Annotated in this window: 13 protein-coding genes and 1 pseudogene; 11 read left to right on the top strand and 3 right to left on the bottom strand. The window is 37.4% G+C overall.

The genetic code is table 11. The features are described from left to right. Positions 1 to 411: 411 nt before the first annotated feature. The 9 genes and pseudogenes from FGL66_RS09330 to FGL66_RS09295 form a co-directional block, all read left to right on the top strand. A pseudogene (locus tag FGL66_RS09330) lies at positions 412 to 4,260 on the top strand (SdrD B-like domain-containing protein); the annotation flags it as partial. Between the two features lie 204 nt (positions 4,261 to 4,464). Next, the gene (locus FGL66_RS10030) at positions 4,465 to 4,617 is read left to right on the top strand and encodes an LPXTG cell wall anchor domain-containing protein (RefSeq protein ID WP_500862570.1); all 153 of its coding nucleotides are present in this window, start codon (positions 4,465 to 4,467) and stop codon (positions 4,615 to 4,617) included. 849 nt (positions 4,618 to 5,466) lie between these two features. Continuing rightward, positions 5,467 to 12,600: an SdrD B-like domain-containing protein gene (locus FGL66_RS10025; protein WP_180809541.1), complete on the top strand. Its 7,134-nt coding sequence runs from the start codon at positions 5,467 to 5,469 to the stop codon at positions 12,598 to 12,600. Between the two features lie 230 nt (positions 12,601 to 12,830). Next, on the top strand, positions 12,831 to 14,453 hold the full coding sequence (locus FGL66_RS09320; RefSeq protein WP_180809540.1) for a poly(glycerol-phosphate) alpha-glucosyltransferase: 1,623 nt from the start codon (positions 12,831 to 12,833) through the stop codon (positions 14,451 to 14,453). Between the two features lie 16 nt (positions 14,454 to 14,469). Next, entirely contained in the window at positions 14,470 to 14,715 is a 246-nt protein-coding gene (locus tag FGL66_RS09315) for a hypothetical protein (protein WP_180809539.1), read from the top strand. 253 nt (positions 14,716 to 14,968) lie between these two features. Continuing rightward, on the top strand, positions 14,969 to 16,819 hold the full coding sequence (nrdD, locus tag FGL66_RS09310) for an anaerobic ribonucleoside-triphosphate reductase (protein WP_180809538.1): 1,851 nt from the start codon (positions 14,969 to 14,971) through the stop codon (positions 16,817 to 16,819). Next, a complete protein-coding gene (nrdG, locus tag FGL66_RS09305) occupies positions 16,816 to 17,358 on the top strand; it encodes an anaerobic ribonucleoside-triphosphate reductase activating protein (RefSeq protein ID WP_180809537.1) in 543 nt (180 codons plus the stop codon). The genes nrdD and nrdG overlap by 4 nt, the downstream gene beginning before the upstream one ends. 161 nt (positions 17,359 to 17,519) lie before the next feature. Next, positions 17,520 to 19,061, top strand: coding sequence for a zinc ABC transporter substrate-binding lipoprotein AdcA (gene adcA / locus FGL66_RS09300; RefSeq protein ID WP_180809536.1), 1,542 nt, complete (start codon positions 17,520 to 17,522; stop codon positions 19,059 to 19,061). A 399-nt stretch (positions 19,062 to 19,460) separates the two neighbouring features. Then, positions 19,461 to 20,216: an SDR family oxidoreductase gene (locus FGL66_RS09295; RefSeq protein ID WP_180809535.1), complete on the top strand. Its 756-nt coding sequence runs from the start codon at positions 19,461 to 19,463 to the stop codon at positions 20,214 to 20,216. Between the two features lie 69 nt (positions 20,217 to 20,285). Here the strand turns inward: FGL66_RS09295 and FGL66_RS09290 are convergent, their stop codons facing one another. After that, entirely contained in the window at positions 20,286 to 21,221 is a 936-nt protein-coding gene (locus tag FGL66_RS09290; RefSeq protein ID WP_180809534.1) for a ketopantoate reductase family protein, read from the bottom strand. A gap of 229 nt (positions 21,222 to 21,450) precedes the next feature. Further along, positions 21,451 to 22,140, bottom strand: coding sequence for an SDR family oxidoreductase (locus FGL66_RS09285; RefSeq protein WP_180809533.1), 690 nt, complete (start codon positions 22,138 to 22,140; stop codon positions 21,451 to 21,453). 201 nt (positions 22,141 to 22,341) lie between these two features. On the opposite strand from FGL66_RS09285, the gene FGL66_RS09280 reads away from it, so the two are divergent. After that, positions 22,342 to 23,643 (top strand): anaerobic C4-dicarboxylate transporter family protein, encoded by a 1,302-nt coding sequence (locus tag FGL66_RS09280; protein WP_180809532.1) that lies wholly within the window; start codon positions 22,342 to 22,344, stop codon positions 23,641 to 23,643. A gap of 404 nt (positions 23,644 to 24,047) precedes the next feature. Here the strand turns inward: FGL66_RS09280 and FGL66_RS09275 are convergent, their stop codons facing one another. Then, complete coding sequence (locus tag FGL66_RS09275) at positions 24,048 to 24,989, bottom strand: nucleoside hydrolase (RefSeq protein WP_180809531.1); 942 nt, start codon at positions 24,987 to 24,989, stop codon at positions 24,048 to 24,050. Between the two features lie 241 nt (positions 24,990 to 25,230). Between FGL66_RS09275 and FGL66_RS09270 the strand changes: the two genes are divergently transcribed. Beyond that, positions 25,231 to 25,992 (top strand): class I SAM-dependent methyltransferase, encoded by a 762-nt coding sequence (locus FGL66_RS09270; RefSeq protein ID WP_180809530.1) that lies wholly within the window; start codon positions 25,231 to 25,233, stop codon positions 25,990 to 25,992. The last annotated feature ends 23 nt before the right edge of the window (positions 25,993 to 26,015 follow it).

Raw genomic sequence — 26,015 nt, 5'->3', positions numbered from 1 at the left:
ATTTCATTATGATAAGAGAATATTATTTTGAAAACTTTGATATCAGTAGAGGTCTGAACTACGAATTCATTCTTAATATTTATGATAGCTCTATTGAAAGCCTCTGATATTACAACTTTTTATAAGATAACATTATAAAGCATCATAGGTTACATCTTACGCTAAAAGGTTATAAACATCGTGAATTCAATATAATTTCAATAATAATACATACTATTAAAGATGTTGTTGCTTTTAATAATATATCTTATTTTAGTTTAAGTTTTGCAAAACGATAATTTTTTCAAATAAAAAATCCTATAAACAAATAGTGTTTTTTTTTTTTTTTTTGGTATGATTACAAACGGTAAGAGGACAGAGAAAATAGCTTATCGAAAAATAAGAAATACTAACGTATAGGAGGAATGTAGAATGGATTTTATTCCAAATAAATTGAATAAGTATTCTATTAGAAAATTCACAGTAGGTACGGCTTCGATTTTAGTAGGTGCAACACTTGTTTTAGGTGTCGGTCAAGAGGCTAAAGCAGCTGAAGTTGAAAGCGTTGAAAGTGAAGTTGCTCAAGGTGAAAGCACATCAGATGAGTTAGCACCAGCAGAAGAAGGTGAAATAACTCCAGAAGAAGAAACTGCAACACCAGAAGCAGCGGAGGTAGATACGAACTCTGAAACACCTGTAAATAGTGAAGCTCCATCAACAAATGACAATACAGCGAATACAGAGGAAGATACAACAGCAGAACCTACATCAGAAACTGAAGAGAACGCTAATGAATTGGAAACAACATCGGCACCAGAAGCGGCGAACGATAATGTATCTGATAACCATGTAACTGAAGCATCAGCAACTTCAGAGCCTACTGAAACACCATTAGCTGTAAGTCCTGAAACAACAAATAAAACAGAAAAAGCACCAGCCGTATCAACAAGACAAGCAACAGATGGTATGACGATGTCTGCAGCATCAGAAACTTCTCCAACAGAAGCGGATGGTGAGTTGGTCAATAATAAAGTAACTATTGATAACTTCAGCATCGATAGTGCGACACTCTATCCAAATAGTGGGGACTCTGTTAATGTGAGTGCCTCATTTAAAGTAGAAGGCACAGTGAGGGAAAATGACTACTTTACTTTCGTATTACCCCATAATTTAAGTTTAGATGGTGATATTGATTACTCAAATATAAACAACAGAATGCGACTACCAGAATTATTGAGTAGTACGGGCGATACGGTTGCGACAGGATATTATGATACAACAACCAAAAAAGGTACATATTTCTTCACTGATTATGTAAATGATAGAGCGAATGTGGCAGGTGACTTTACTTTACCAATATTCACTGATCGTCAAAATACAACAGAAAACGGTTCGTACCCAGTAGAATTTGATATGGCGGGTGAAACGTATAATGGGACGATTGATATCGACTATGGTGACCCCGCACAGGGACATGACGTACCATATGGCGCGAATATTACATCTACAATAACTGAGATTGATACAGAATCTGAGGCTAGAACGTTTAAACAAACGATTTATGTAAACCCAAGAGCCAATGATGTTTATAACACAATGGTGACATTACAAGGTTATCAAGAGGAACCGACAGAAAGTAGTACAATTTTAAGTAAAGACGATACAAAACTTAAAGTGTATGAAGTTGTAGATCATACACAAATTACAGATAGTTATTATATTGATCCAAGTAATCCGAATTATATTGATGTTACGGATGATGTTATGAAATATGTTACAGATAATGGTGACAATACATTGAGCATCAACTTCGGCAATATTAATAAAACATATGTAGTTACAGTAGATGGTCATTATGATGACAGTGGTAATAATGTAAAAACACGTGTACGTATGGATACGACAGATCGTACAGGCAATTCAACAAGTTTTTATGTTTGGGATAATGAGAACTTTCTAACAAATGGTTCAGGTGGCGCAAATGGTGATCAACTCTACGATATCGGCGATAAAGTATGGGAAGATACAAATAAAGATGGCATCCAAGATGAGAATGAAAAAGGCATTCCTAATGTTACGGTAACATTAACAAAACCAGATGGAACAACAGAAAAAACAACAACAGATGAAAACGGAGAGTACCATTTCACAGACTTACCAAATGGAGATTATAAAGTATCGTTTGAAACGCCAGAAGGCTATGAACCTACGGTTGAAAACCAAGGAACAGATGATAGTAAGGATTCAGACGGATTAGAAGTGGATGTGACAATCCAAGATGCGGATGATATGACAATAGATTCAGGCTTCTACAAACCAACGTATAAACTTGGAGACTATGTATGGGAAGATACGAATAAAGATGGTCAACAAGGAGAAGACGAAAAAGGAATCGAAGGCGTAACAGTCATCTTGAAAGATGAAACAGGAAAAGAGATTTCAAGAACGACAACAGATGAGACAGGAAAATATGAGTTTACAGACTTAGAAAATGGAAACTACAAAGTATCATTTGAAACGCCAGAAGGTTATGAACCTACGGTTGAAAACCAAGGAACAGATGATAGTAAGGATTCAGACGGATTAGAAGTGGATGTAACAATCCAAGATGCAGATGATATGACAATAGATTCGGGCTTCTATAAACCAACGTATCAACTTGGAGACTATGTATGGGAAGACACGAATAAAGATGGTCAACAAGGAGAAGACGAAAAAGGAATCGAAGGCGTAACAGTCATCTTGAAAGATGAAACAGGAAAAGAGATTTCAAGAACGACAACAGATGAGACAGGAAAATATGAGTTTACAGACTTAGAAAATGGAAACTACAAAGTATCATTTGAAACGCCAGAAGGTTATGAACCTACGGTTGAAAACCAAGGAACAGATGATAGTAAGGATTCAGACGGATTAGAAGTGGATGTAACAATCCAAGATGCGGATGATATGACAATAGATTCGGGCTTCTATAAATCAACGTATCAACTTGGAGACTATGTATGGGAAGATACGAATAAAGATGGTCAACAAGGAGAAGACGAAAAAGGAATCGAAGGCGTAACAGTCATCTTGAAAGATGAAACAGGAAAAGAGATTTCAAGAACGACAACAGATGAGACAGGAAAGTATGAGTTTACAGACTTAGAGAATGGAAACTACAAAGTATCATTTGAAACGCCAGAAGGCTATACACCGACAGGTGAAAACCAAGGAACAGATGATAGTAAGGATTCAGACGGATTAGAAGTGGATGTGACAATCCAAGGCGCCGACAATTTAACAATAGATTCGGGCTTCTACAAACCAACGTATAAACTTGGAGACTATGTATGGGAAGACACGAATAAAGATGGTCAACAAGGAGAAGACGAAAAAGGAATCGAAGGTGTAACAGTCATCTTGAAAGATGAAACAGGAAAAGAGATTTCAAGAACGACAACAGATGAGACAGGAAAATATGAGTTTACAGACTTAGAAAATGGAAACTACAAAGTATCGTTTGAAACGCCAGAAGGGTATGAACCTACGGTTGAAAACCAAGGAACAGATGATAGTAAGGATTCAGACGGATTAGAAGTGGATGTAACAATCCAAGATGCAGATGATATGACAATAGATTCGGGCTTCTATAAACCAACGTATAAACTTGGAGACAAAGTATGGGAAGATACGAATAAAGATGGTGTCCAAGATGAGGATGAAAAAGGAATCCCAGGCGTAAAAGTGACATTAACAAAACCAGATGGAACAACAGAGGAAACAACAACAGATGAAAATGGAGAGTACCATTTCACAGATTTACCAAATGGAGAGTATACAGTTACTTTTGAAACGCCAGAAGGCTATACACCGACAGGTGAAAACCAAGGAACAGATGATGAAAAAGATTCAGACGGTCTAGTTGTAAAAGTAACAATTCAAGATCAAGATGATGATACAATAGATTCAGGATTTGTATTAGACGATGGTGATGGCGACGCAGATGCTGACGCGGATAGTGACGCGGATGCGGATAGCGATGCGGACGCGGATAGTGATGCGGATGCCGATAGTGACGCGGACGCCGATAGCGATGCAGATGCAGATAGTGATGCAGACGCCGATAGCGATGCAGACGCCGATAGTGATGCAGACGCCGATAGTGATGCGGATGCAGATAGTGATGCAGACGCGGATAGCGATGCAGACGCGGATAGTGATGCGGACGCGGATAGTGATGCGGATGCAGATAGTGATGCGGACGCGGATAGCGATGCAGACGCGGATAGCGATGCCGACGCGGATAGTGATGCCGACGCGGATAGTGATGCCGATGCGGATAGTGACGCAGATGCAGATAGTGATGCAGACGCCGATAGCGATGCAGATGCCGATAGTGACGCAGATGCAGATAGTGATGCGGACGCGGATAGTGATGCAGACGCGGATAGTGATGCCGACGCGGATAGTGATGCCGATGTTGACGTAGATGAGAACACGGATATGCATATGAATAAAGACAATACAATGAAAAAAGAATTACCTAATACAGGCGGCGAACAAGCTGAGACAAATACCCCATTGTTTGGTAGCTTAGTTGCTGCGTTAGGCGGACTTTTCTTAGTAGGACGTCGCCGTAAAAAAGAACAAAAGTAACCTCCCCATAAAGTAAATATAATTATTAGCCGTTCTTATATTGCTGAAAAGCTACCAATATTCATTTTTATATGAGTATTGGTAGCTTTATTTTTATTATTTTATAATCATATGAAATTAAAGTAGAGGTTATAGTTGTTGAGGTTTTTAATTTATTTTATGTTTTATACTTTAGGAGATAGACGTTAATGAGTAAATGAATAAAAGCTATATTTCACAAAAATATTTAAAACTTCTTGATTTGATTTTATAATGATTTATGTTAATTAGTAAAATTAGTTTTTATTGAAAATTACTTTGGTGTTTTTGTTGAATTTTTATTCTTGTTGTAATTTATAATTTGATGATATAATATGATTTTTTAACGATAATCCGTTTTTGTGATTATAAATATAACTGACTAACGTCCTCTCATATAAAGGCTTAAGAGAGGATGCTTCATTTTATGGATGAATAAAGATAATAAAAAACTAATCACAATCAAATAAATACTTTTAAAGTAATCAAATATAAAATGTTAGTTATAAACACAAAGGTGTAGGCATCTATGTATCATCACAAAATATGAAAATATCTTAGAAAATAATTTTTACATAACTTTTCAGATACTTTTATATATGAATCTATAAATATATATTATCGTTATAAAGGGAATGCATATCCAAGATGTTGATAGCAATAAAATTCTTGGGTATATTATTTTAGAATACATTTTTGTTGCATAATATTAACTATTTACGTTATTTTGTTGCGTTTATATTTGATAATGGCAATTTTATGTAAGTTTTAAAGATAAACAACTAAGACAAAGAAATGAGTTTATCAATATATTTTTTAGGAGGTATTAGGATGTCAAGGAAAAAATCAGGGAGTAAAAGGTTAGATTTTATTCCTAACAGATTGAATAAGTATTCCATTAGAAAGTTTACAGTAGGTACAGCGTCAATCTTAGTAGGTGCAACGCTTGTTTTTGGTTTGGATGCAGAGGTTCAAGCTGCAGAAACAGAGCCACAAAATAATAGCACAACTCATAATGAAGGGGATACAGAAGCGTTATCTCAAGAAGATGGAGAAACAGTTTCATCACTAGAAGAAACAAATATTGTTGATGAAGAAGCATCCTTAAATGCTGAACCTTCAGAGGCAGCAGATGATACAAACGATAGTACAGAAGTAGAACCTTTAGAGGAAAAAGCACAACCTGAAGCGTCAAAGGAAGAAGAACATATTGAAGAGGAACAAGGTGCAGAGCATAGTCCTGTCGAAACGCCTTCTGTTAATCAAGTACAAGACACGTCAGTGAATAGTGAAGAAGTGTTGGATACACCTGATTTAAATACGAATATAGAATCACCACAGCCGGATGCTAATGTGTCTGAATCATCGGTACAGCCAGAAGTCAATCAGCCAGCTGAAGTATCTGCAAATATAAGTGATTTGAGTCATGTTTCTGAGCTGTCTGACAAAGAAATTGAAGACAACTTGGAAGCACTTGCGAAACAATATTCAGACGAGCGAGATGCAGAATCTTCTCCAGCAATAGCTTTTAGAAGTGTTAGCCAGCCTTTAACTAGAACAGCATTTAGAGCAGCAGCTATAAGTGGTCAAAATGTAAATGATTTAGTAACTGTCACAAATATTGATGCAAAAGTGAAAAGAAACAGTGGTGGCGAAAGAAACGAATATTGGGTGACAAGTGGAGACTATTTATCAGTTGAAGGAACATATGCTTTAGATAATAATATTCATTCAGGTGATTACTTTACATTTGATTGGGGTTCTTACTTCCGTCCAGGTGGTTTGCATTATCCACCTAAAATTGACCCGTTATTTAGTAGTAATGGTCAAGTTATCGCAACAGGTGAATATGATCAAGATAACAATCGTGTAACATATACATTTACTGATTATGTAGATAGTGGTCTTGAAAATATTAGAGGTAACTTTGTCATTACAGGTTATGCAAATAAAAAACAAAACACAATAGATAAAACCCCATACCCAACTCAGTTTAATATTGCGGGTGAAACATTTAATAAAAATATTGTAATAGACTATGGGAATAAACCAGACGCAACGTTGATTACAGGTATTAACTATATTGATAGTAATACAGGTCTCTATCATAGAACGGATTATGTTAATAAAAAAGGTGAAAGATTAACAGGACAAAATCTTCGTATTAAAGCTGAAGGGTTTGTCTTTGATAGAGATACAGTTTTTAATGTTTACAAAGTCACAAATAATAATCAATTTGCAGATAACTTCAATCCAGATACAAGTAGATTACAGCGTGTCCGAATTACACAACCAACAATTAGTGCAGATGGTAAAACAGCAACATTCCGCTATAATGATTTAAAACTGGGTGCGGGTGAAAAATATATTATTCAATATACGGCAAAACCTACAACAAAAGTTGCAAGTGAAAAGACATTAACATCAGAACTATTTGATGTAACCACAGGTAGAACACTTACAACGCATTATCAAAACTTTGGTACGTATAAAAATGCATCTGAGGCAACAGGTGATCCTAAGCCAGTACCTCGCTATAAACTCGGTGATTACGTGTGGGAAGACGTAAATAAAGATGGCATACAGGATGCTACTGAACAAGGTATTCCGGGTGTAGAAGTTATTTTGAAAAATAATGTTGGTGGAGAAATTGCCCGTACTACTACAGATAGTAATGGTAGATATGAGTTTACAGGACTAGAGAATGGAAACTATACAGTAGAATTTGTGGCACCAGATGGATATACACCGACAGGTAAAAATCAAGGCACAGATGATAGTAAGGATTCAGATGGTCAAACTGTGGATGTAACAATCCAAGGTGCAGACGATTTAACAATAGATTCAGGCTTCTATAAACCAACGTATAAACTTGGAGATTATGTATGGGAAGACACAAATAAAGATGGTCAACAAGGAGAAGACGAAAAAGGAATCGAAGGCGTAACAGTCATCTTGAAAGATAAAACAGGAAAAGAGATTTCAAGAACGACAACAGATGAGGCAGGAAAATATGAGTTTACAGGATTAGGGAATGGTGAGTACAAAGTATCGTTTGAAACGCCAGAAGGTTATGAACCTACGGTTGAAAATCAAGGAAACGATATAACAGACTCAGACGGATTAGAAGTGGATGTAACGATCCAAGACGCAGATAATTTAACAATAGATTCCGGCTTCTATAAACCAACGTATAAACTTGGAGATTATGTATGGGAAGACACAAATAAAGATGGTCAACAAGGGGAAGACGAAAAAGGAATCGAAGGCGTAACAGTCATCTTGAAAGATAAAACAGGAAAAGAGATTTCAAGAACGACAACAGATGAGGCAGGAAAATATGAGTTTACAGGATTAGAGAATGGTGAGTACAAAGTATCGTTTGAAACACCAGAAGGTTATGAACCTACGGTTGAAAATCAAGGAAACGATATAACAGACTCAGACGGATTAGAAGTGGATGTAACGATCCAAGACGCAGATAATTTAACAATAGATTCCGGCTTCTATAAACCAACATATCAACTTGGAGATAAAGTATGGGAAGATACGAATAAAGATGGTATTCAAGATGAGAATGAAAAAGGAATCCCAGGCGTAAAAGTGACATTAACAAAACCAGATGGAACAACAGAGGAAGCAACAACAGATGAAAATGGAGAGTACCATTTCACAGATTTACCAAATGGAGAGTATACAGTTACTTTTGAAACACCAGAAGGCTATACACCGACAGGTAAAAATCAAGGTACAGATGATAGTAAGGATTCAGATGGTCAAACTGTGGATGTAACAATCCAAGGTGCAGATGATTTAACAATAGACTCAGGATTCTATAAACCAACATATAAACTTGGAGACTATGTATGGGAAGACACGAACAAAGATGGTCAACAAGGAGAAAACGAAAAAGGAATCGAAGGCGTAACAGTCATCTTGAAAGATGAAGCAGGAAAAGAGATTTCAAGAACGACAACAGATGAGACAGGAAAGTATGAGTTTACAGGGTTAGAGAATGGAAACTACAAAGTATCGTTTGAAACACCAGAAGGTTATGAACCTACGGTTGAAAATCAAGGAAATGATATAACAGACTCAGATGGATTAGAAGTGGATGTGACAATCCAAGGCGCCGACAATTTAACAATAGACTCAGGATTCTATAAACCAACGTATCAACTTGGAGATAAAGTATGGGAAGATACGAATAAAGATGGCATCCAAGATGAGAATGAAAAAGGAATCCCAGGCGTAAAAGTGACATTAACAAAACCAGATGGAACAACAGAGGAAACAATAACAGATGAAAATGGAGAATATCATTTCACGGATTTACCAAATGGAGAGTATACAGTTACTTTTGAAACACCAGAAGGCTATACACCGACAGGTGAAAACCAAGGCACAGATGATAGTAAGGATTCAGACGGTCAAACAGTAACAGTAACAATCAAAGATGAAGATGATTTAACAATAGACTCAGGCTTCTATAAACCAACATATAAACTTGGAGATAAAGTATGGGAAGATACGAATAAAGATGGCATCCAAGATGAGAATGAAAAAGGAATCCCAGGCGTAAAAGTGACATTAACAAAACCAGATGGAACAACAGAGGAAACAACAACAGATGAAAATGGAGAGTACCATTTCACAGATTTACCAAATGGAGAGTATACAGTTACTTTTGAAACGCCAGAAGGCTATACACCGACAGGTGAAAATCAAGGCACAGATGATAGTAAGGATTCAGACGGTCAAACAGTAACAGTAACAATCAAAGATGAAGATGATTTAACAATAGACTCAGGCTTCTATAAACCAACATATAAACTTGGAGACTATGTATGGGAAGACACGAACAAAGATGGTCAACAAGGAGAAAACGAAAAAGGAATCGAAGGCGTAACAGTCATCTTGAAAGATGAAGCAGGAAAAGAGATTTCAAGAACGACAACAGATGAGACAGGAAAGTATGAGTTTACAGGGTTAGAGAATGGAAACTACAAAGTATCGTTTGAAACACCAGAAGGTTATGAACCTACGGTTGAAAATCAAGGAAATGATATAACAGACTCAGATGGATTAGAAGTGGATGTGACAATCCAAGGCGCCGACAATTTAACAATAGACTCAGGCTTCTATAAACCAACGTATCAACTTGGAGATAAAGTATGGGAAGATACGAATAAAGATGGCATCCAAGATGAGAATGAAAAAGGAATCCCAGGCGTAAAAGTGACATTAACAAAACCAGATGGAACAACAGAGGAAACAACAACAGGTGAAAATGGAGAATACCATTTCACAGATTTACCAAATGGAGAGTATACAGTTACTTTTGAAACGCCAGAAGGCTATACACCGACAGGTGAAAATCAAGGCACAGATGATAGTAAGGATTCAGACGGTCAAACAGTAACAGTAACAATCAAAGATGCAGACGATTTAACAATAGATTCGGGCTTCTATAAACCAACGTATCAACTTGGAGATAAAGTATGGGAAGATACGAATAAAGATGGCATCCAAGATGAGAATGAAAAAGGAATCCCAGGCGTAAAAGTGACATTAACAAAACCAGATGGAACAACAGAGGAAACAACAACAGATGAAAATGGAGAATACCATTTCACAGATTTACCAAATGGAGAGTATACAGTTACTTTTGAAACACCAGAAGGCTATACACCGACAGGTGAAAACCAAGGCACAGATGATAGTAAGGATTCAGATGGTCAAACAGTAACAGTAACAATCAAAGATGCAGACGATTTAACAATAGATTCGGGCTTCTATAAACCAACGTATCAACTTGGAGATAAAGTATGGGAAGATACGAATAAAGATGGCATCCAAGATGAGAATGAAAAAGGAATCCCAGGCGTAAAAGTGACATTAACAAAACCAGATGGAACAACAGAGGAAACAACAACAGATGAAAATGGAGAATACCATTTCACAGACTTACCAAATGGAGAGTATACGGTTACTTTTGAAACACCAGAAGGCTATACACCGACAGGTGAAAACCAAGGTACAGATGATGAAAAAGATTCAGACGGTCTAGTTGTAAAAGTAACAATTCAAGATCAAGATGATGATACAATAGATTCAGGATTTGTATTAGACGATGGTGACGGCGACGCAGACAGCGATGCCGATGCGGATGCGGATAGTGATGCTGACGCGGATAGTGATGCAGACGCAGATAGTGACGCGGATGCAGATAGTGATGCCGACGCGGATAGTGATGCCGACGCAGATAGTGACGCAGATGCGGATAGTGATGCAGACGCAGATAGTGACGCAGATGCAGATAGTGATGCCGACGCGGATAGTGATGCGGATGCGGATAGTGACGCAGACGCGGATAGTGATGCGGACGCGGATAGTGATGCGGACGCCGATAGTGACGCAGACGCAGATAGTGATGCCGACGCGGATAGTGATGCGGACGCGGATAGTGATGCGGACGCCGATAGCGATGCCGACGCAGATAGTGACGCAGATGCGGATAGTGATGCGGACGCCGATAGTGACGCAGATGCCGATAGTGATGCCGACGCAGATAGTGACGCAGATGCGGATAGTGATGCAGATGCCGATAGTGACGCGGATGCAGATGCCGATAGTGATGCCGACGCCGATAGCGATGCCGACGCGGATAGCGATGCCGACGCAGATAGTGACGCGGACGCGGATAGTGATGCTGACGCGGATAGTGATGCTGACGCGGATAGTGATGCTGACGCGGATAGTGATGCGGACGCCGATAGTGACGCAGATGCCGATAGTGATGCCGACGCGGATAGTGATGCGGATGCGGATAGTGACGCAGATGCCGATAGTGATGCTGACGCGGATAGTGATGCGGATGCGGATAGTGATGCTGACGCAGATAGTGACGCGGATGCGGATAGTGACGCAGATGCAGATAGTGATGCTGACGCGGATAGTGATGCGGATGCGGATAGTGATGCGGACGCAGATAGCGATGCCGACGCGGATAGTGATGCCGACGCAGATAGTGACGCAGATGCAGATAGTGATGCGGACGCCGATAGCGATGCGGACGCAGATAGTGACGCGGACGCAGATAGTGACGCGGATGCAGATAGCGATGCGGACGCAGATAGTGATGCCGACGCCGACAGTGATGCGGATAGCGATGCCGACGCGGATAGCGACGCGGATGCAGATAGTGATGCCGACGCCGACAGTGATGCGGATAGCGATGCCGACGCGGATAGCGATGCGGACGCAGATAGTGACGCGGATGCAGATAGCGATGCCGACGCCGATAGCGATGCCGACGCCGATAGCGATGCCGACGCGGATAGCGATGCCGACGCAGATAGTGACGCAGATGCGGATAGTGATGCAGATGCGGATAGTGATGCAGATGCGGATAGTGATGCAGATGCCGATAGTGATGCCGACGCGGATAGTGATGCCGACGCGGATAGTGATGCGGATGCGGATAGTGATGCGGACGCAGATAGTGACGCAGATGCGGATAGTGATGCCGACGCCGATAGTGACGCGGATAGTGATGCAGATGCGGATAGCGATGCGGACGCCGATAGTGATGCAGATGCCGATAGTGACGCGGATGCAGATAGCGATGCGGACGCCGATAGCGATGCGGACGCGGATAGCGATGCGGACGCAGATAGTGACGCAGATGCAGATAGTGACGCAGATGCAGATAGTGATGCAGACGCCGATAGCGATGCCGACGCAGATAGTGATGCCGACGCGGATAGTGATGCGGATGCAGATAGTGATGCCGACGCGGATAGCGATGCGGATGTAGACAAAAATTCTAATAGTAAAGCATTACCTGAAACAGGGCATGGTGATTTAGATCACAGAGGTACATTGCTAGGTGCATTATTTGCTACAATAGGTTCGATTTTCTTAGCAAGAAGAAACCGTAAAAATCACGATGAAAAACAATAATGTGTTGTAAATATGTTTTTGTGCGATAGGTATGTCCTTTTTGATGAAGAGATTAGCTTTTGAAGATAGTATGATTCTAAAACCTATTTTGAAAGATAAAACCCAATAGTATAGTTTGAATTCTAGGGTGAGACATTGATCAAGTGTCTCACCCTTTCTCTATATAAAGGATTGCAGAAATACAAAAATATTTGTAAAGTATAGTAAGTGATACTTAAAGGAGAAGAGGTATGGCTTTGGAAAACAATATTCAAAAACTTGTTGCAATGATTGAAGGAGAAGCACTAACATATGAATATGTCTTTGTGAGCTTGGGCCATTCTAATATGAAGGCACAAGTCAAACTGTTTAAAAATCGACGTTACATAGAAAGAGACATCAACAAATATTGCCAAAAGTTTAAAAGTAAGACAGGGCAATTTCCGCAGTGGATAAAAGTAGATATTGTAACAGAAACAATACCAGTATTGTTTGATGATGTTGCTAAAACATTAATAGAGACACGTCGTAATTATGTTGATTTTGGTATAGCTTTAGATAAGAATTGGCACTTGACTTTTTTACCTGAAGAAATTAATGCCAATGCATTTGTGCGCCCTAAAAAAGGAACGACTACTTTTTATTTATCAGATGACAATATTAATAATTATTTAAAAAAATATACGGGGCATAAGAGACGATTTAGTCAAGATGCATATTATGGCAAAATGGTCACACAATTTTATACTCAAGGTTTTATATTAGATGGTGATGAAGCGTATCAATTGCATGGTAGGGGTTATCAAAAAAACCTGCGCAAGGTCGATCATCTTAATCAAGAAATAGATAGATTAATTGCAAACAGTACAGAATTTTTAGGGAATATGTTACTACCAGATGGTAAATACATTTATGGCTATTTTCCACATTTTGATAAAAAAATTAATTTCTATAATATGTTGCGTCACTCATCTTCAACCTATTCTTTAATAGAAGGATTGGCTTATTTGAAGCATGATATTGCCCCGGCTGAACGCGCACTGGATTATGTCATTGAGCACTATATTGCCACTGATAGTGATGGTGCAAAGTTTGTATTTGATGATACAAAAGATTTAAACGAGATTAAGCTTGGACAAAATGCCGCTTTTATTTTTGCAGTATGTGAATATTTGAAGCATGGAGGACAAAATAGACACTACTTGGAAATAGCACAAGGCGTTGCAGCAGGTATTTTAAAAATGATAGATGCTCAGACTGGTGAAACAATACATATATTAAATTATCCAGACTTCTCAGTGAAAGAAAAGTATCGTATTGTTTATTATGATGGTGAGGCTGCACTTGCGCTGTTACGTTTATATCAACAAGATAAGGACGAGCGCTGGCTAAAAACGGTACAAACATTATTTGAATATTTTATTAGTCATAAATATTGGCAATATCATGATCATTGGCTAGGTTACTGTACAAACGAACTTGTACAAATCGTACCAGAAGAGAAATATTTTAGATTTGGCATCAATAACGTTAGTACATATTTAGATTATATGAAGCAAAGAGAGACAACTTTCCCAACATTTTTAGAGATGTTGATGGCGACATATCATTTGGTTGAAAAAGCAAAGTCATCAGGGTATCATCATTTAGTTGATGAGCTATTAGATGAAGAGAAATTCTTAGATACAATTCATACTCGTGCAGATTACGAGCGGACAGGTTTCTTCTACCCAGAAATTGCAATGTATTTTAAAAATCCAAGTCGTATCTTGAATAGCTTTTTCATCAAACATCATGGTTATCGTGTGAGAATAGATGATATTGAACACTATTTGTCAGGATATGTACAATATCAACACGTATTTAATCAATAAATGAGGTGTGATATTAATGGTGAGAAAAGAAATAAAAGAGTCTGATCCTGCGACTGAAAAACAAGAAGATCCGAATGCAGAGATTAATAAAGAAATTGAAGCAGAGTTATTAGCTTATTTAAATGATGAGAATAAAGAAGAAAAAAAAGAAAAGAAAAAATATAAATCGATTATGTTTTTATGTATGCTCGTTATTTTATTGCTTTATTTAGTGAAATTAGGAAGTAAGATGTTTTTTATACACTATGGGCTATATTTATAGGTTGAAGTGATTGAAAGAGAGATGAGATGTCTTTAACGGAGTCATTCTCGTTTATCAGGGCGAAACAGAAAGTTTTTTGTGAAAATGAACTTTCTGCTTCGCTCTATTTTTATTTAATTTGTGCACGATGATTTGTTCACATAACGTTCGTAAAGAAATGACAAATCCGTTAACATCTAAGTTAAAAGTTGAAACTACTATATATGGTGTTTAAAATCCTAAATAGACACTACATATAGAAAAGAGTGAGCGTATGATACAAATAGAAACAGAACTTACAGGACTGATCACGAAAGACCCTACTATTGTAAATGAAAATGCAAATAAAGATAGCGATACATTTGCGACGATGCGTGATTTAACAGCGGGTGTTATTTCAAAATCATATGCATTAAAGCATCTATTGCCACAACATGTTGCATTGGCACATCAATCTGGAGATATTCATTTTCATGATTTAGATTATCATCCATTTCAACCTCTCACAAATTGTTGTTTAATCGATGCAGAAGGGATGTTAGCAAATGGTTTTCAGATTGGTAATGCTCAAGTAACATCTCCAAAATCTATTCAAACAGCAGCAGCACAATTGGTTCAAATTATTGCGAATGTATCGAGCAGTCAGTATGGTGGGTGTACGATAGATCGCATCGATGAAGTATTAGGTGTATATGCTCAACATAATGTGCGTAAACATTATGAAGTAGCGCGCCAATTTGTGAGAAGCGAAGAGATAGATACATATGTTGATGCACGAGTAACTCAAGACATTTTTGATGCGATAGAAAGTCTCGAATATGAAGTGAATACTTTATATACATCTAACGGTCAAACCCCTTTTGTTACATTTGGATTTGGTTTAGGTACGGACGATATGAGTCGAAAAATACAACAGGCTATTTTAAAGACACGCATTAAAGGATTAGGTAAAGACCGCATTACTGCTATTTTCCCTAAGCTTGTATTTTCTATAAAAAAAGGTGTGAATTTTGCTTCGTCAGATCCCAATTATGATATCAAACAGTTGGCGCTCGAATGTTCTATGAAGCGTATGTATCCAGATATTTTAAATTACGATAAGACGGTAGAGTTATTAGGTGATTTTAAAGCACCGATGGGATGTCGTTCTTTTTTACCTGCATGGAAAAACGAACACAATATTTATGAAAATAATGGTCGCTGTAATCTTGGTGTTGTAACGTTGAATATTCCAAGGATTGCACTTGAGTCGAAGGGAGATAAAGCTCAATTTTGGTCTATTTTTGATCAGCGTATGAAGCTTTTGCATGATGCATTAGCTTTTCGAATTCAACGTGTTAAAGAAGCAGAACCTAATAATGCTCCCATCCTGTATAAAAGAGGTGCTTTTAAATATCGATTGAGTGAACACGATGATGTATTTTCATTATTTAATAAGAAACGTGCAACAATTTCTATGGGGTACATCGGTCTTTATGAAGCTGCTACGGTGTTTTATGGTTCGAATTGGGAGAACAATCCAGAGGCTAAAAACTTTACGATTGATATTTTGAAGGCAATGCAAAACTATCAATATGCATGGACGGAAAAACATGATGTCTGGTTCAGCATATATAGTACGCCAAGCGAATCATTAACTGATCGTTTTTGCCGTTTAGATTATGAAAAGTTTGGTGCGATTCCTGATATTACAGATAAAGGTTACTATCAAAATTCATTCCATTATGATGTACGCAAGGATGTTACACCATTTGAAAAAATAGATTTTGAACAAGTATATCCACATTATGCAAGCGGGGGATATATCCACTATTGTGAGTACCCTAAACTTGATCATAACAAGAAGGCGTTAGAGGCAGTGTGGGACTATTCTTATGATAAAGTAAGTTACCTTGGTACAAACATTCCTATTGATCGTTGTTATATTTGTGATTATGAAGGTGATTTTGAGACGACAGAAACAGGATATCGTTGCCCTCACTGTGGGAATCAGGATCCAGAAACAGTGGATGTTGTCAAACGAACATGCGGTTATTTAGGTAATCCCGTACAACGACCAACGATTGAAGGGCGACATAAAGAAATCTGTGCACGTGTCAAGCATATGAAGGTGCCTAAATCATGAAACAGCGACAACTTATACAAGGAGCCGGATATATAGCTAAAATTGAAACACATAGTTTTGTTGATGGTGAAGGAGTACGATGTAGTGTGTATGTATCAGGATGCCCTTTTCAATGTAAGGGATGTTACAACGTTGCTGCTCAGCATTTTCGCTATGGTGAACGTGTGACTACCCAAATAATAGATGAAATCTTAACTGCTTGTGCACCGATCTATATTGATGGACTAAGTATTTTAGGTGGAGAACCTTTTTGTAATTTATCTATTGTTCAACCGCTCATTCAAGCTTTTCGTGAGCGCTTTGGTCATAACAAGACGATTTGGGTTTGGACAGGGTATCAACTCGAATATCTATGGCGACAAAATAATGAGCGCCGTCAAATTCTCGATGATATAGATATACTTGTAGACGGTATGTTTCTTCAGTCTTTGTATAGACCCAATTTAGCATACAAAGGTTCACTCAATCAGCGTGTCATTCATTTGCCGACATATCACGCCACCCAAAATATAGCACAGTCTGTTTATATCGAAGCATAGACAAAATTTTGACAGTGTAATTCAAAGTAATGTTAAAAAGAATACCACCTCAAAATCTAACGATGGACTTGAAAATATATAAATTAGGTATTGCGGAATAATACGGACTCCTGTATAATTTTTAATCGTAATGATTACTATTTGAACAAGGAGAACGTGACATGAACAAAAGTTTAAAAGCAATCGCAACTGCTGTGTTAGCAGGAACGCTGTTAGTAGCGTGTGGCCAGTCAGATGATAAGGCTGCTTCAAATGATAAATTAAAAGTAACAACAACGGTTTTCCCACTTCAATCATTTGTACAACAAATTGGTGGGGAACATGTTGAAGTAGATTCGATTTATCCTAAAGGCGCAGATTTACATAGTTTTGAACCCTCACAAAAGGATATTATCGGTGCGAGTAAGTCAGATGTTTTTGTGTATACAGGCGATAACTTAGATCCCGTAGCTAAAAAAGTGGCAGGGACAATCAAGAAAGAGAGTCATAAACTTTCTTTAGAAGATCAACTGAATAAAGCGGAGTTATTAACTGATCAGCATGAGCATGGGGATGAAGAGGACCATGATCATGAATCAGAAGAGCATGAACATCATCATCATGGTGGTTATGATCCGCACGTATGGTTAGACCCTAATATAGATAAAGCGTTTGTTGAAGCTATTCGTGATGATTTGAGTAAACGTGATCCAGACCATAAAGATGAGTATAAGAAAAATGCGGATAAATTACTAAAAGAGTTAGATGGATTGGATAGTGATATGAAGCAAGCAACAGAAGGTCATAAAGGGCATGCTGTGTTTGTTTCACACGAATCATTAGGTTATCTTGCAGATCGTTATGGTTTTGTTCAAAAAGGGGTTCAGAGTTTGAACGCTGAAGATCCATCACAAAAAGAATTAACTGAAATCGTTAAAGAAATTAATGATACAGGTGCAAAATATATTTTATATGAAGAAAATGTTGCGAATAAAGTAACAGATACAATTCGTAAGGAAACAGATGCTAAACCATTAAAGTTCAATAACATGGAAGCTGTAAGTAAGGATCAGGCGAAAGATGCAACTTATCAAACATTGATGAAAGAAAATGTTAAAAATATTGAAAAAGCATTAAATGATAAAATTGAAGCTGAAGATGATAAAGCAGCAGATAAACATTCTAAGGCGATTCAAGATGGTTATTTCAAAGATAGTCAAGTGAAAGATCGTGAACTTTCAGATTATGCGGGAGAATGGCAATCTGTTTATCCACTATTAAAAGATGGTACATTGGATGAAGTATTTGAGCATAAAGCTGAGGACAAGGGAGATAAATCCGCTAAAGCGTATAAAGATTATTATGATACAGGTTATAAAACAGACATTGATCATATTAAGATTACTAACGATACAATTACTTTCATGAAAGATGGTCAAACTGTAAAAGGAACATATCACTATGATGGTAAAGATATTTTAGATTATGAAGCAGGAAATAGAGGTGTACGTTATACATTTAAGTTAGAAGGTGAACCTTCCGAGGATTTGCCTAAATATGTACAATTTAGTGACCATAATATTGCACCAACAAAAACAAGTCACTATCATATTTTCATGGGTAATGATCGAGACAAAGTATTAAAAGAATTAGATAATTGGCCAACTTATTATCCTTCAGACTTATCTAAAGAAGAAGTAAAAGAAGAAATGTTAGCACATTAATTTTTAGTGAGGCATCTATTGCAACAATTACGTTGTAGTAGGTGTCTTTCTTTTTACTGTTTGGAAAAGTTGTTCACTCAGATGGACTATATGCGTACTATGAATACAATATTCAAACAATACGATGGCACTCAAATTAAAGAAAGAAAAGATATATATGATAGTCATAGTCCAATTGATTCAAATATTAAGAATGAATAGTCACTGGAGAAGGGTTAATCTACAAAATTACGGATTGTTCAACAAGGAGTATTGCATAACCTTTAATATCTTAATATAGGTTAGTTCAGTGTGTGGGTGTCTACGATATATATTAACGCTGTTTAATGATTTTAATTGTTTGTGAAAAGGTTTACAATAAAAGAGAGGCTTTTAAAATAATGAAAGGGTGTAAGGCATATGATAGAACTTTCACAACAAATTGCTTTAGTAACTGGTGGTGCCAACGGTATTGGTAAAGGTATTGTTGAGGCGTTAGCGCAAGCGGGTGCAAAAGTTATTATTGGTGATATCGATAGCGTTCAAGGTCAACAAACGGCGAAAGATGTCGGTGGAGACTTTTATGAGTTAGATGTGACAGATAAGGCACGTATTGAATTTGTTATAGCGGATATTATTGGAAAATATGAACGCATCGATATTTTAGCATCTAATACAGGTGTCTACCCGCAAATTCCGATTGAAAAATTAACAGAAGATGATTGGGATTATATTCAAAATGTTAATTTAAAAGGGATGTTTCTCATGACGCAAGCTGTGCTCAATGTCATGAAAGCACAAGGGTATGGACGTGTTATATTAACTTCATCAGTCACTGGACCGATTACGGGTTATCCGGGGTGGTCGCATTATGGCGCAACAAAAGCAGGTCAGTTAGGTTTTATGCGTAGTGCAGCATTAGAGTATGCGAAATACGGCATTACAATCAATGCTGTACAGCCGGGTAATGTTTTGACAGAAGGGTTGAAAGCACAAGGGGAGGCTTACTTGGAAGGAACGCGCAAAATTATTCCAACACATGCGTTAGGAGAGCCATTTGATATTGGTTATGCAGTGGCATTCTTTGCTAGTCCACAAGCTAAGTTTATTACAGGCCAAAGTCTTGTTATTGATGGTGGACAAATTTTACCCGAAGAGCCAGATGCGATTATATAATACCCATCAAAACATATAAAAGGCGTGTGATTGCTTCGTTGTAGCGAGGCACATCACACGCCTTTTAAGTTATTTTACATACTTCATCTCTAATTGATGAATAAGATGTGTCAACATATCGTTGTTAGGTGTTGGGATATTTGCCTCACGACCATACTGGCTAATTTGGCCATTCAAGTAATCTACTTCAGTATAACGTCCATGATATAAATCTTGGTGCATAGATGGATAGTGTAAGCCTTGTGTTTCCTTAGGATAGGCTGCTTCAATTTTTTTGAGAAGTGCTTCAGCATCGAGAGTAACACCACGTGTTTGACCGACTGCAACGATTTCTTCGATGATAGGCTGTACCATTGCACGAGTATGTTCATAGCTGCCAAATTCATAGATGGTTTTATTCAAAATACTACATAAAGGGTTTAAGACACTATTTAACGTTGCTTTAGACCAAATGGATTGGAAAACATTGTTACTCACTTTGGCATTAAGTCCCGCGTCATTGAAGATTTTGTTGATGGCTTCAGTACGGTGATCTACCTGACCGTCTGCACGTTGAAACTCAATACTGCCTTGACCTTCTAGTAAAATTTGTCCAGGACCACGCATACCTGCTGTCCACATAGTCACTGCTAAAAAGATTTGCGAGTGTGGGACAATTTTTTTGAATCGTTCATCGTGACCTAAACCATTCATCATCGTTAAAATGGCAGTATCTTGATGAATGGCACCTCTATTATAGAGTTCTTGAATCATAGACTCTGACTGCATCGCTTTAGTCAGGATAATAATGAAGTCAAATGATTCAGTCACTTCGGTTGGTAATATAGCAGGGATATTTACAGTATAAGTATCTGTTTCTGTTTGAACTTCTAAACCGTTTGTATTGATTGCACGAACGTGGTCTTCCCAAGTATCAATCAATGTAACGGAGTATCCAGCTTGTTTAATATAACTTCCGATACGACTTCCCATAGCACCGGCACCAGCTATTGCTATATTTGTCACAATATCTCCCCCTTAGTTGTTAGGTGTAAACCGCTTACATTAAGTTTAGGTTTTTAAAGAAAAGATGTCAATGTCACGAATCAGACTAAACTATATTAGAAAAGGAGTAAGACAACGAATATTCATATCGATATAGTGGTACAAGTGTTATAGCAAGTAGGATTCAAGCGTGTATTTTGCTTTCTAAGCAATTATTTTAATCGTATAGGTTTATGACATCGTATGGTGGTCAAACAGGGCGTACTGTAATTTCGTTGATATTGACATGTGGCGGTTGTGTTAAGGCGTAAGTGACAGCACTCGCAATATCATTAGCGTCTAACATTTTGCGGCCTCCAAAGTCACTATCTGCATTGAGTGGCGTATCCACCATTCCGGGTGAAATGCTTGTTGTTCGGATACCTGTGCGTGCCAGCTCTTTTTCAAGTCCTTGCGTAATCGTATGTACGGCAGCTTTTGTCGCACTATACAATGTACTGACTTTAGTAACTTCGAAGCCAGATATAGAAGAAATGTTAATAATATGTCCAGAAGACTGTGATTGTAAATATGGCATTACCGCATGAATTGCGTATAACGTGCCTTTGATATTGACATCAATCATAGTATCCCATCCGTCGACATCACCTTTTGTAATAGCCGAAGAAGTCATAAGACCCGCACTGTTGACCAAAATATCAATCTTGCCAAAATGTTCTATGACATGTTGCACAGCTTGTTGTACTTCATCTTTGTTAGTAACATCTGTTGGAATAATGAGTGCATCTTTAAAATGTGTAGCAACATCACTCATTTTGTCTTCGCTGCGTGATAATAATGCAACTTTCACGTTGTGTTCATCAAGTTGACGTGCGATCGCAGCGCCAATACCACTACTTGCTCCTGTAATAATGGCAACTTTATCAGTAATTGTATGCATTTTATAATCACCTTTCATAAATAATTTGTAACTTAAAGTTAAAAGCTTTTTGAAGTGAAATGCTAGTGATATGATTCGATATTGTATATGAATTGCATTTATGTTAACAAATATGTCAAAAAGCTACAAAAGAATGCGTTAAAAAATAATCATTATTATGTTAAAATATTCACATTGAAAATGAAAAGAGGAAGAAAAAGAATGCTTCTTTTTGGTATTGAAATTATTATAATGATCATTGCTATTGTACTTGGCTTACGTATAGCTGGTGCATTAGGGTGTGGTATTTTTGCAATTGTTGCACAACTTATAATGATATTTGGTTTTGGACTCCCTCCAGGTTCGGCACCTGTCACTGCAGTGTTAATCATTCTATCTATTGGTATCGCAGGTGGGACGCTCCAAGCAACAGGGGGTATTGATTATTTAGTACAACTTGCTTCCAAAGTGATTGAGCGCTTTCCTAAGTCGATTATTTTTATTGCACCAATGATTGTTTTTTTGTTTGTGTTTGGTATTGGCACCACGAATATTGCTTTATCGTTAGAGCCTATTATTGCCAAAACGGCACTCAAGGCACGAATTCAACCGAAAAAGCCGTTGACTGCTTCTGTATTGACAGCCAATATTGCTTTATTGTGTAGTCCGGCAGCTTCTGCAACAGCATATATGATTTCTGAGTTTGCAGGACTAGGGATTACAATGGGAAATTATTTAGCGATTGTATTACCGACAGCATTGATCAGTATGGTCATTTTAAGTATCTTTATGACATTTGTTGGTAATACAAAAATGGATGAACGCCAAGCTGAGACGATGTTGCAGAAGATTGTTAAAGAAGACGTATCTCGAACTTATTCAACACGTGTAAAAATAGGTGTATTATCATTTATTATTGCAGTGGGCTGTATTTTAATATTCGGTATTTTTCCTGAATTAGGTCCGTCTTTTAAAATTGATGGAGACATTGTGAAACTACAAATGACTGACCTTGTGCAACTCTTTATGTATATGAGTGCAATGGTTAATTTATTATTAATTAAAATCCAACCGAATGAAATATTAAACACACATATTACGCAAGCTGCAATTGGCGCATTATTTGCTGTGTTGGGACCCGGGTGGCTTGGAGCTACGATTTTTAGTGCGTCTGCCAATCGCGATATTATGGAAAAGCAAATTGGTGGTCTAGTTGCTCAAGCACCATGGCTTCTTGTTTTACTTGTCGGTTTAGTAGCAATGATTGTGATTTCTCAATCTGCGACAGCATCGATTATGGTGCCGATTGTCATGACATTAGGAATCCCACCAACATTTTTTATAGCGATTGCGCAAACATTAAATGTTAACTTTGTTATTCCAGCACAGCCTACAATTTTATTTGCGGTAGATGTTGACGAAACACGTTCTACAAAAACAACAAGCTTTTTAGTTCCAGGTTTCTTTTTGATTGGTACAACAGTTATCGTTGGTTTGACGATTAGAATGATTATCGGAATTTAGAATATAGTATACAGAAGTTAGAAGTATCGATTATAAAATTTAATAGCAGGAAACGATTTTAGAAGCGGATGATTCTTGTTGAGCGTAGGGTGGAAATCTTGAGGGTTAAAAAGATTTCTGCCCCATTTTTAACTGTAAAAGTATATGAATACAAAAAGCCCACGCCACTATGGGGAGGACGTAGGCCAAAAAGGTTCAATTAATATAAAAATAATTAACACTATAACGTGATTATATCATAAAATTATTAAATAATCTTATACTTTTTATTTTTAAACGCGTTGATGTTCTAAAGTGCATCGTTTTATGGATATTTATAAATATAAAATATCTTGTTTTATGAGAGCGAATCCAAAATTTTAGTTTTCCAATTGTAAATATATTATGAAACATAATCAGGTGATTTAATCACGTACTTGTTTTGCTAAGTTTGTAATATATTCAAAAAAGGCATCGTGTTCAACATGATATACCAGGTTTAATGGGCGACCATTCACGTTATCAATATATGTCCGTCCTTGGCTTGGACCAGATGTGAAAACAGAAGCATGTACTACTTTTTGTCGTACAAGTTCGGGTTTTCCGATATAAGCTGTTGTAAGTACATCCCATAGAAAATATGTTGAGTTTGTTTGGAAATGTGTAAGCGGTGGTACAGCAGCATAACTTACACCAAGGAAATCTACACCGGTATGTTGACGTTGGTTTGCCCAGTATTGTCGAATTGCAGGTGTCAGCGGTACTTGGTTTGTACTTTCTAAAGCAATCATATCGATTGGAATATTTGTTGCGAAGACGCGTGCTACTGCTTCGGGATCCCAAAAAGCGTTCCACTCTGCTGTACCATCATGTTCAGGTTCTTCTACATTTCCTTTTTCTAAAAATGTTCCTCCCATCCATACAAGGCGTTCGATATTTTGTTCAATTTCTGGTGCAACATCTAATGCTTTTGCAAGATCGGTCAAAGGGCCTGTAAATAACAAAGTCACAGGTTTATCAGTATTTTGTATTTTATCGATGATATCTTCGTAAGCGTGTTGAGCCAATAATTGAGATTGGATTGTACATGGCTCGTTTAAAATAGGGAGTGCATCCATAAAAAAGGCATGCATACGCCAATCTTTTGGGAATGGATTTTTACCACGTTCTTGTGAAGCGGCAACATCTAGTGGTTGTTTTGCAAAGCGATTAATAATTTTGCGTGAGGCGCTTTCTGAAGGTTCAACATAGCAGTCAGCACCAATTGTACTGACACCTATAAGGTCGACCGAGTCCATATGTAAGAGTAAGAAAAGTGAGATTAAGTCATCTACACCGCCATCATGATTGAAATAAATAGGTTTCATAATTTTCTCCTTTATTTGTGATGACTCTATCATAATGAATTGAGTCAAAAAAAGCACCTCATGTGTTACATATAAAATAAAAACTTTAGTAAGCATTAAAACATCTAATATGAATAATTTATGTAAATAATGATGGTGAGATTGAGTGTGTAGTGTCATAAGATAGTCATATTTTTAATCATTTTTCTTAGATTCGAATGTTATAATAATGATAATCATTATCAAATAGATGAGGTGTCATATGAAAAAAGAAGCAGGACATACATTTTTAGCAAAATTAGGAAAAACAAGATTGCGTCCGGGTGGTAAGCGTGCAACGGATTGGCTTATTCATAAAGGGCAATTTAATGCGCATAAAAAAGTTTTAGAAGTAGCATGTAATATGTGTACGACATCTATTGATTTAGTACAAACATATGGTTGTCACATTGAAGGGATAGATTTGAATAAAACGGCACTTGAAAAAGGTGAAGAAAATATACGTGCAGCTGGTCTAGCTGATAAAATTCACCTTCAGCAAGCAAATGCTATGAAGCTCCCTTTTGAAGATAACAGCTTTGACATTGTACTCAATGAAGCAATGTTGACAATGTTGCCAGTTAAGGCTAAGCAACAGGCACTGCAAGAATATTATCGTGTGTTAAAACCGGGTGGTGTTTTGTTAACACATGATATTGTGATTGAAGATGCTACTCATGAAAAAGAAATTATTACGCATCTTTCGCAAGCCATTAACGTGAATGTTTCACCACAGTTAAAAGAGAAATGGCATGAATTATATTGCAATGCAGGATTTGTTAACATTGAAACAGAACAAGGTCAGATGACATTAATGACGCCTAAGGGTATGGTTTACGATGAAGGCGTTAAAGGCACTGTTAAGATTGTAAAAAATGCTTTGAAAAAAGAAAATAGGCAGATGTTTATGCGTATGTTTAAGACATTTAAAAGGTATGAGAAAAGTTTGAATTATATTGTACATGCAGCATATAAGGCAAAGTGATCAGAATAGTGGACCACAGATAA

The sequence above is a fragment of the Staphylococcus sp. 17KM0847 genome, assembly GCF_013463155.1.
In the GTDB taxonomy this organism is placed as follows: domain Bacteria; phylum Bacillota; class Bacilli; order Staphylococcales; family Staphylococcaceae; genus Staphylococcus.
The sequence above is the reverse complement of the archived record's forward strand: the minus strand, read 5'-3'. Positions and strand labels throughout refer to the sequence as shown.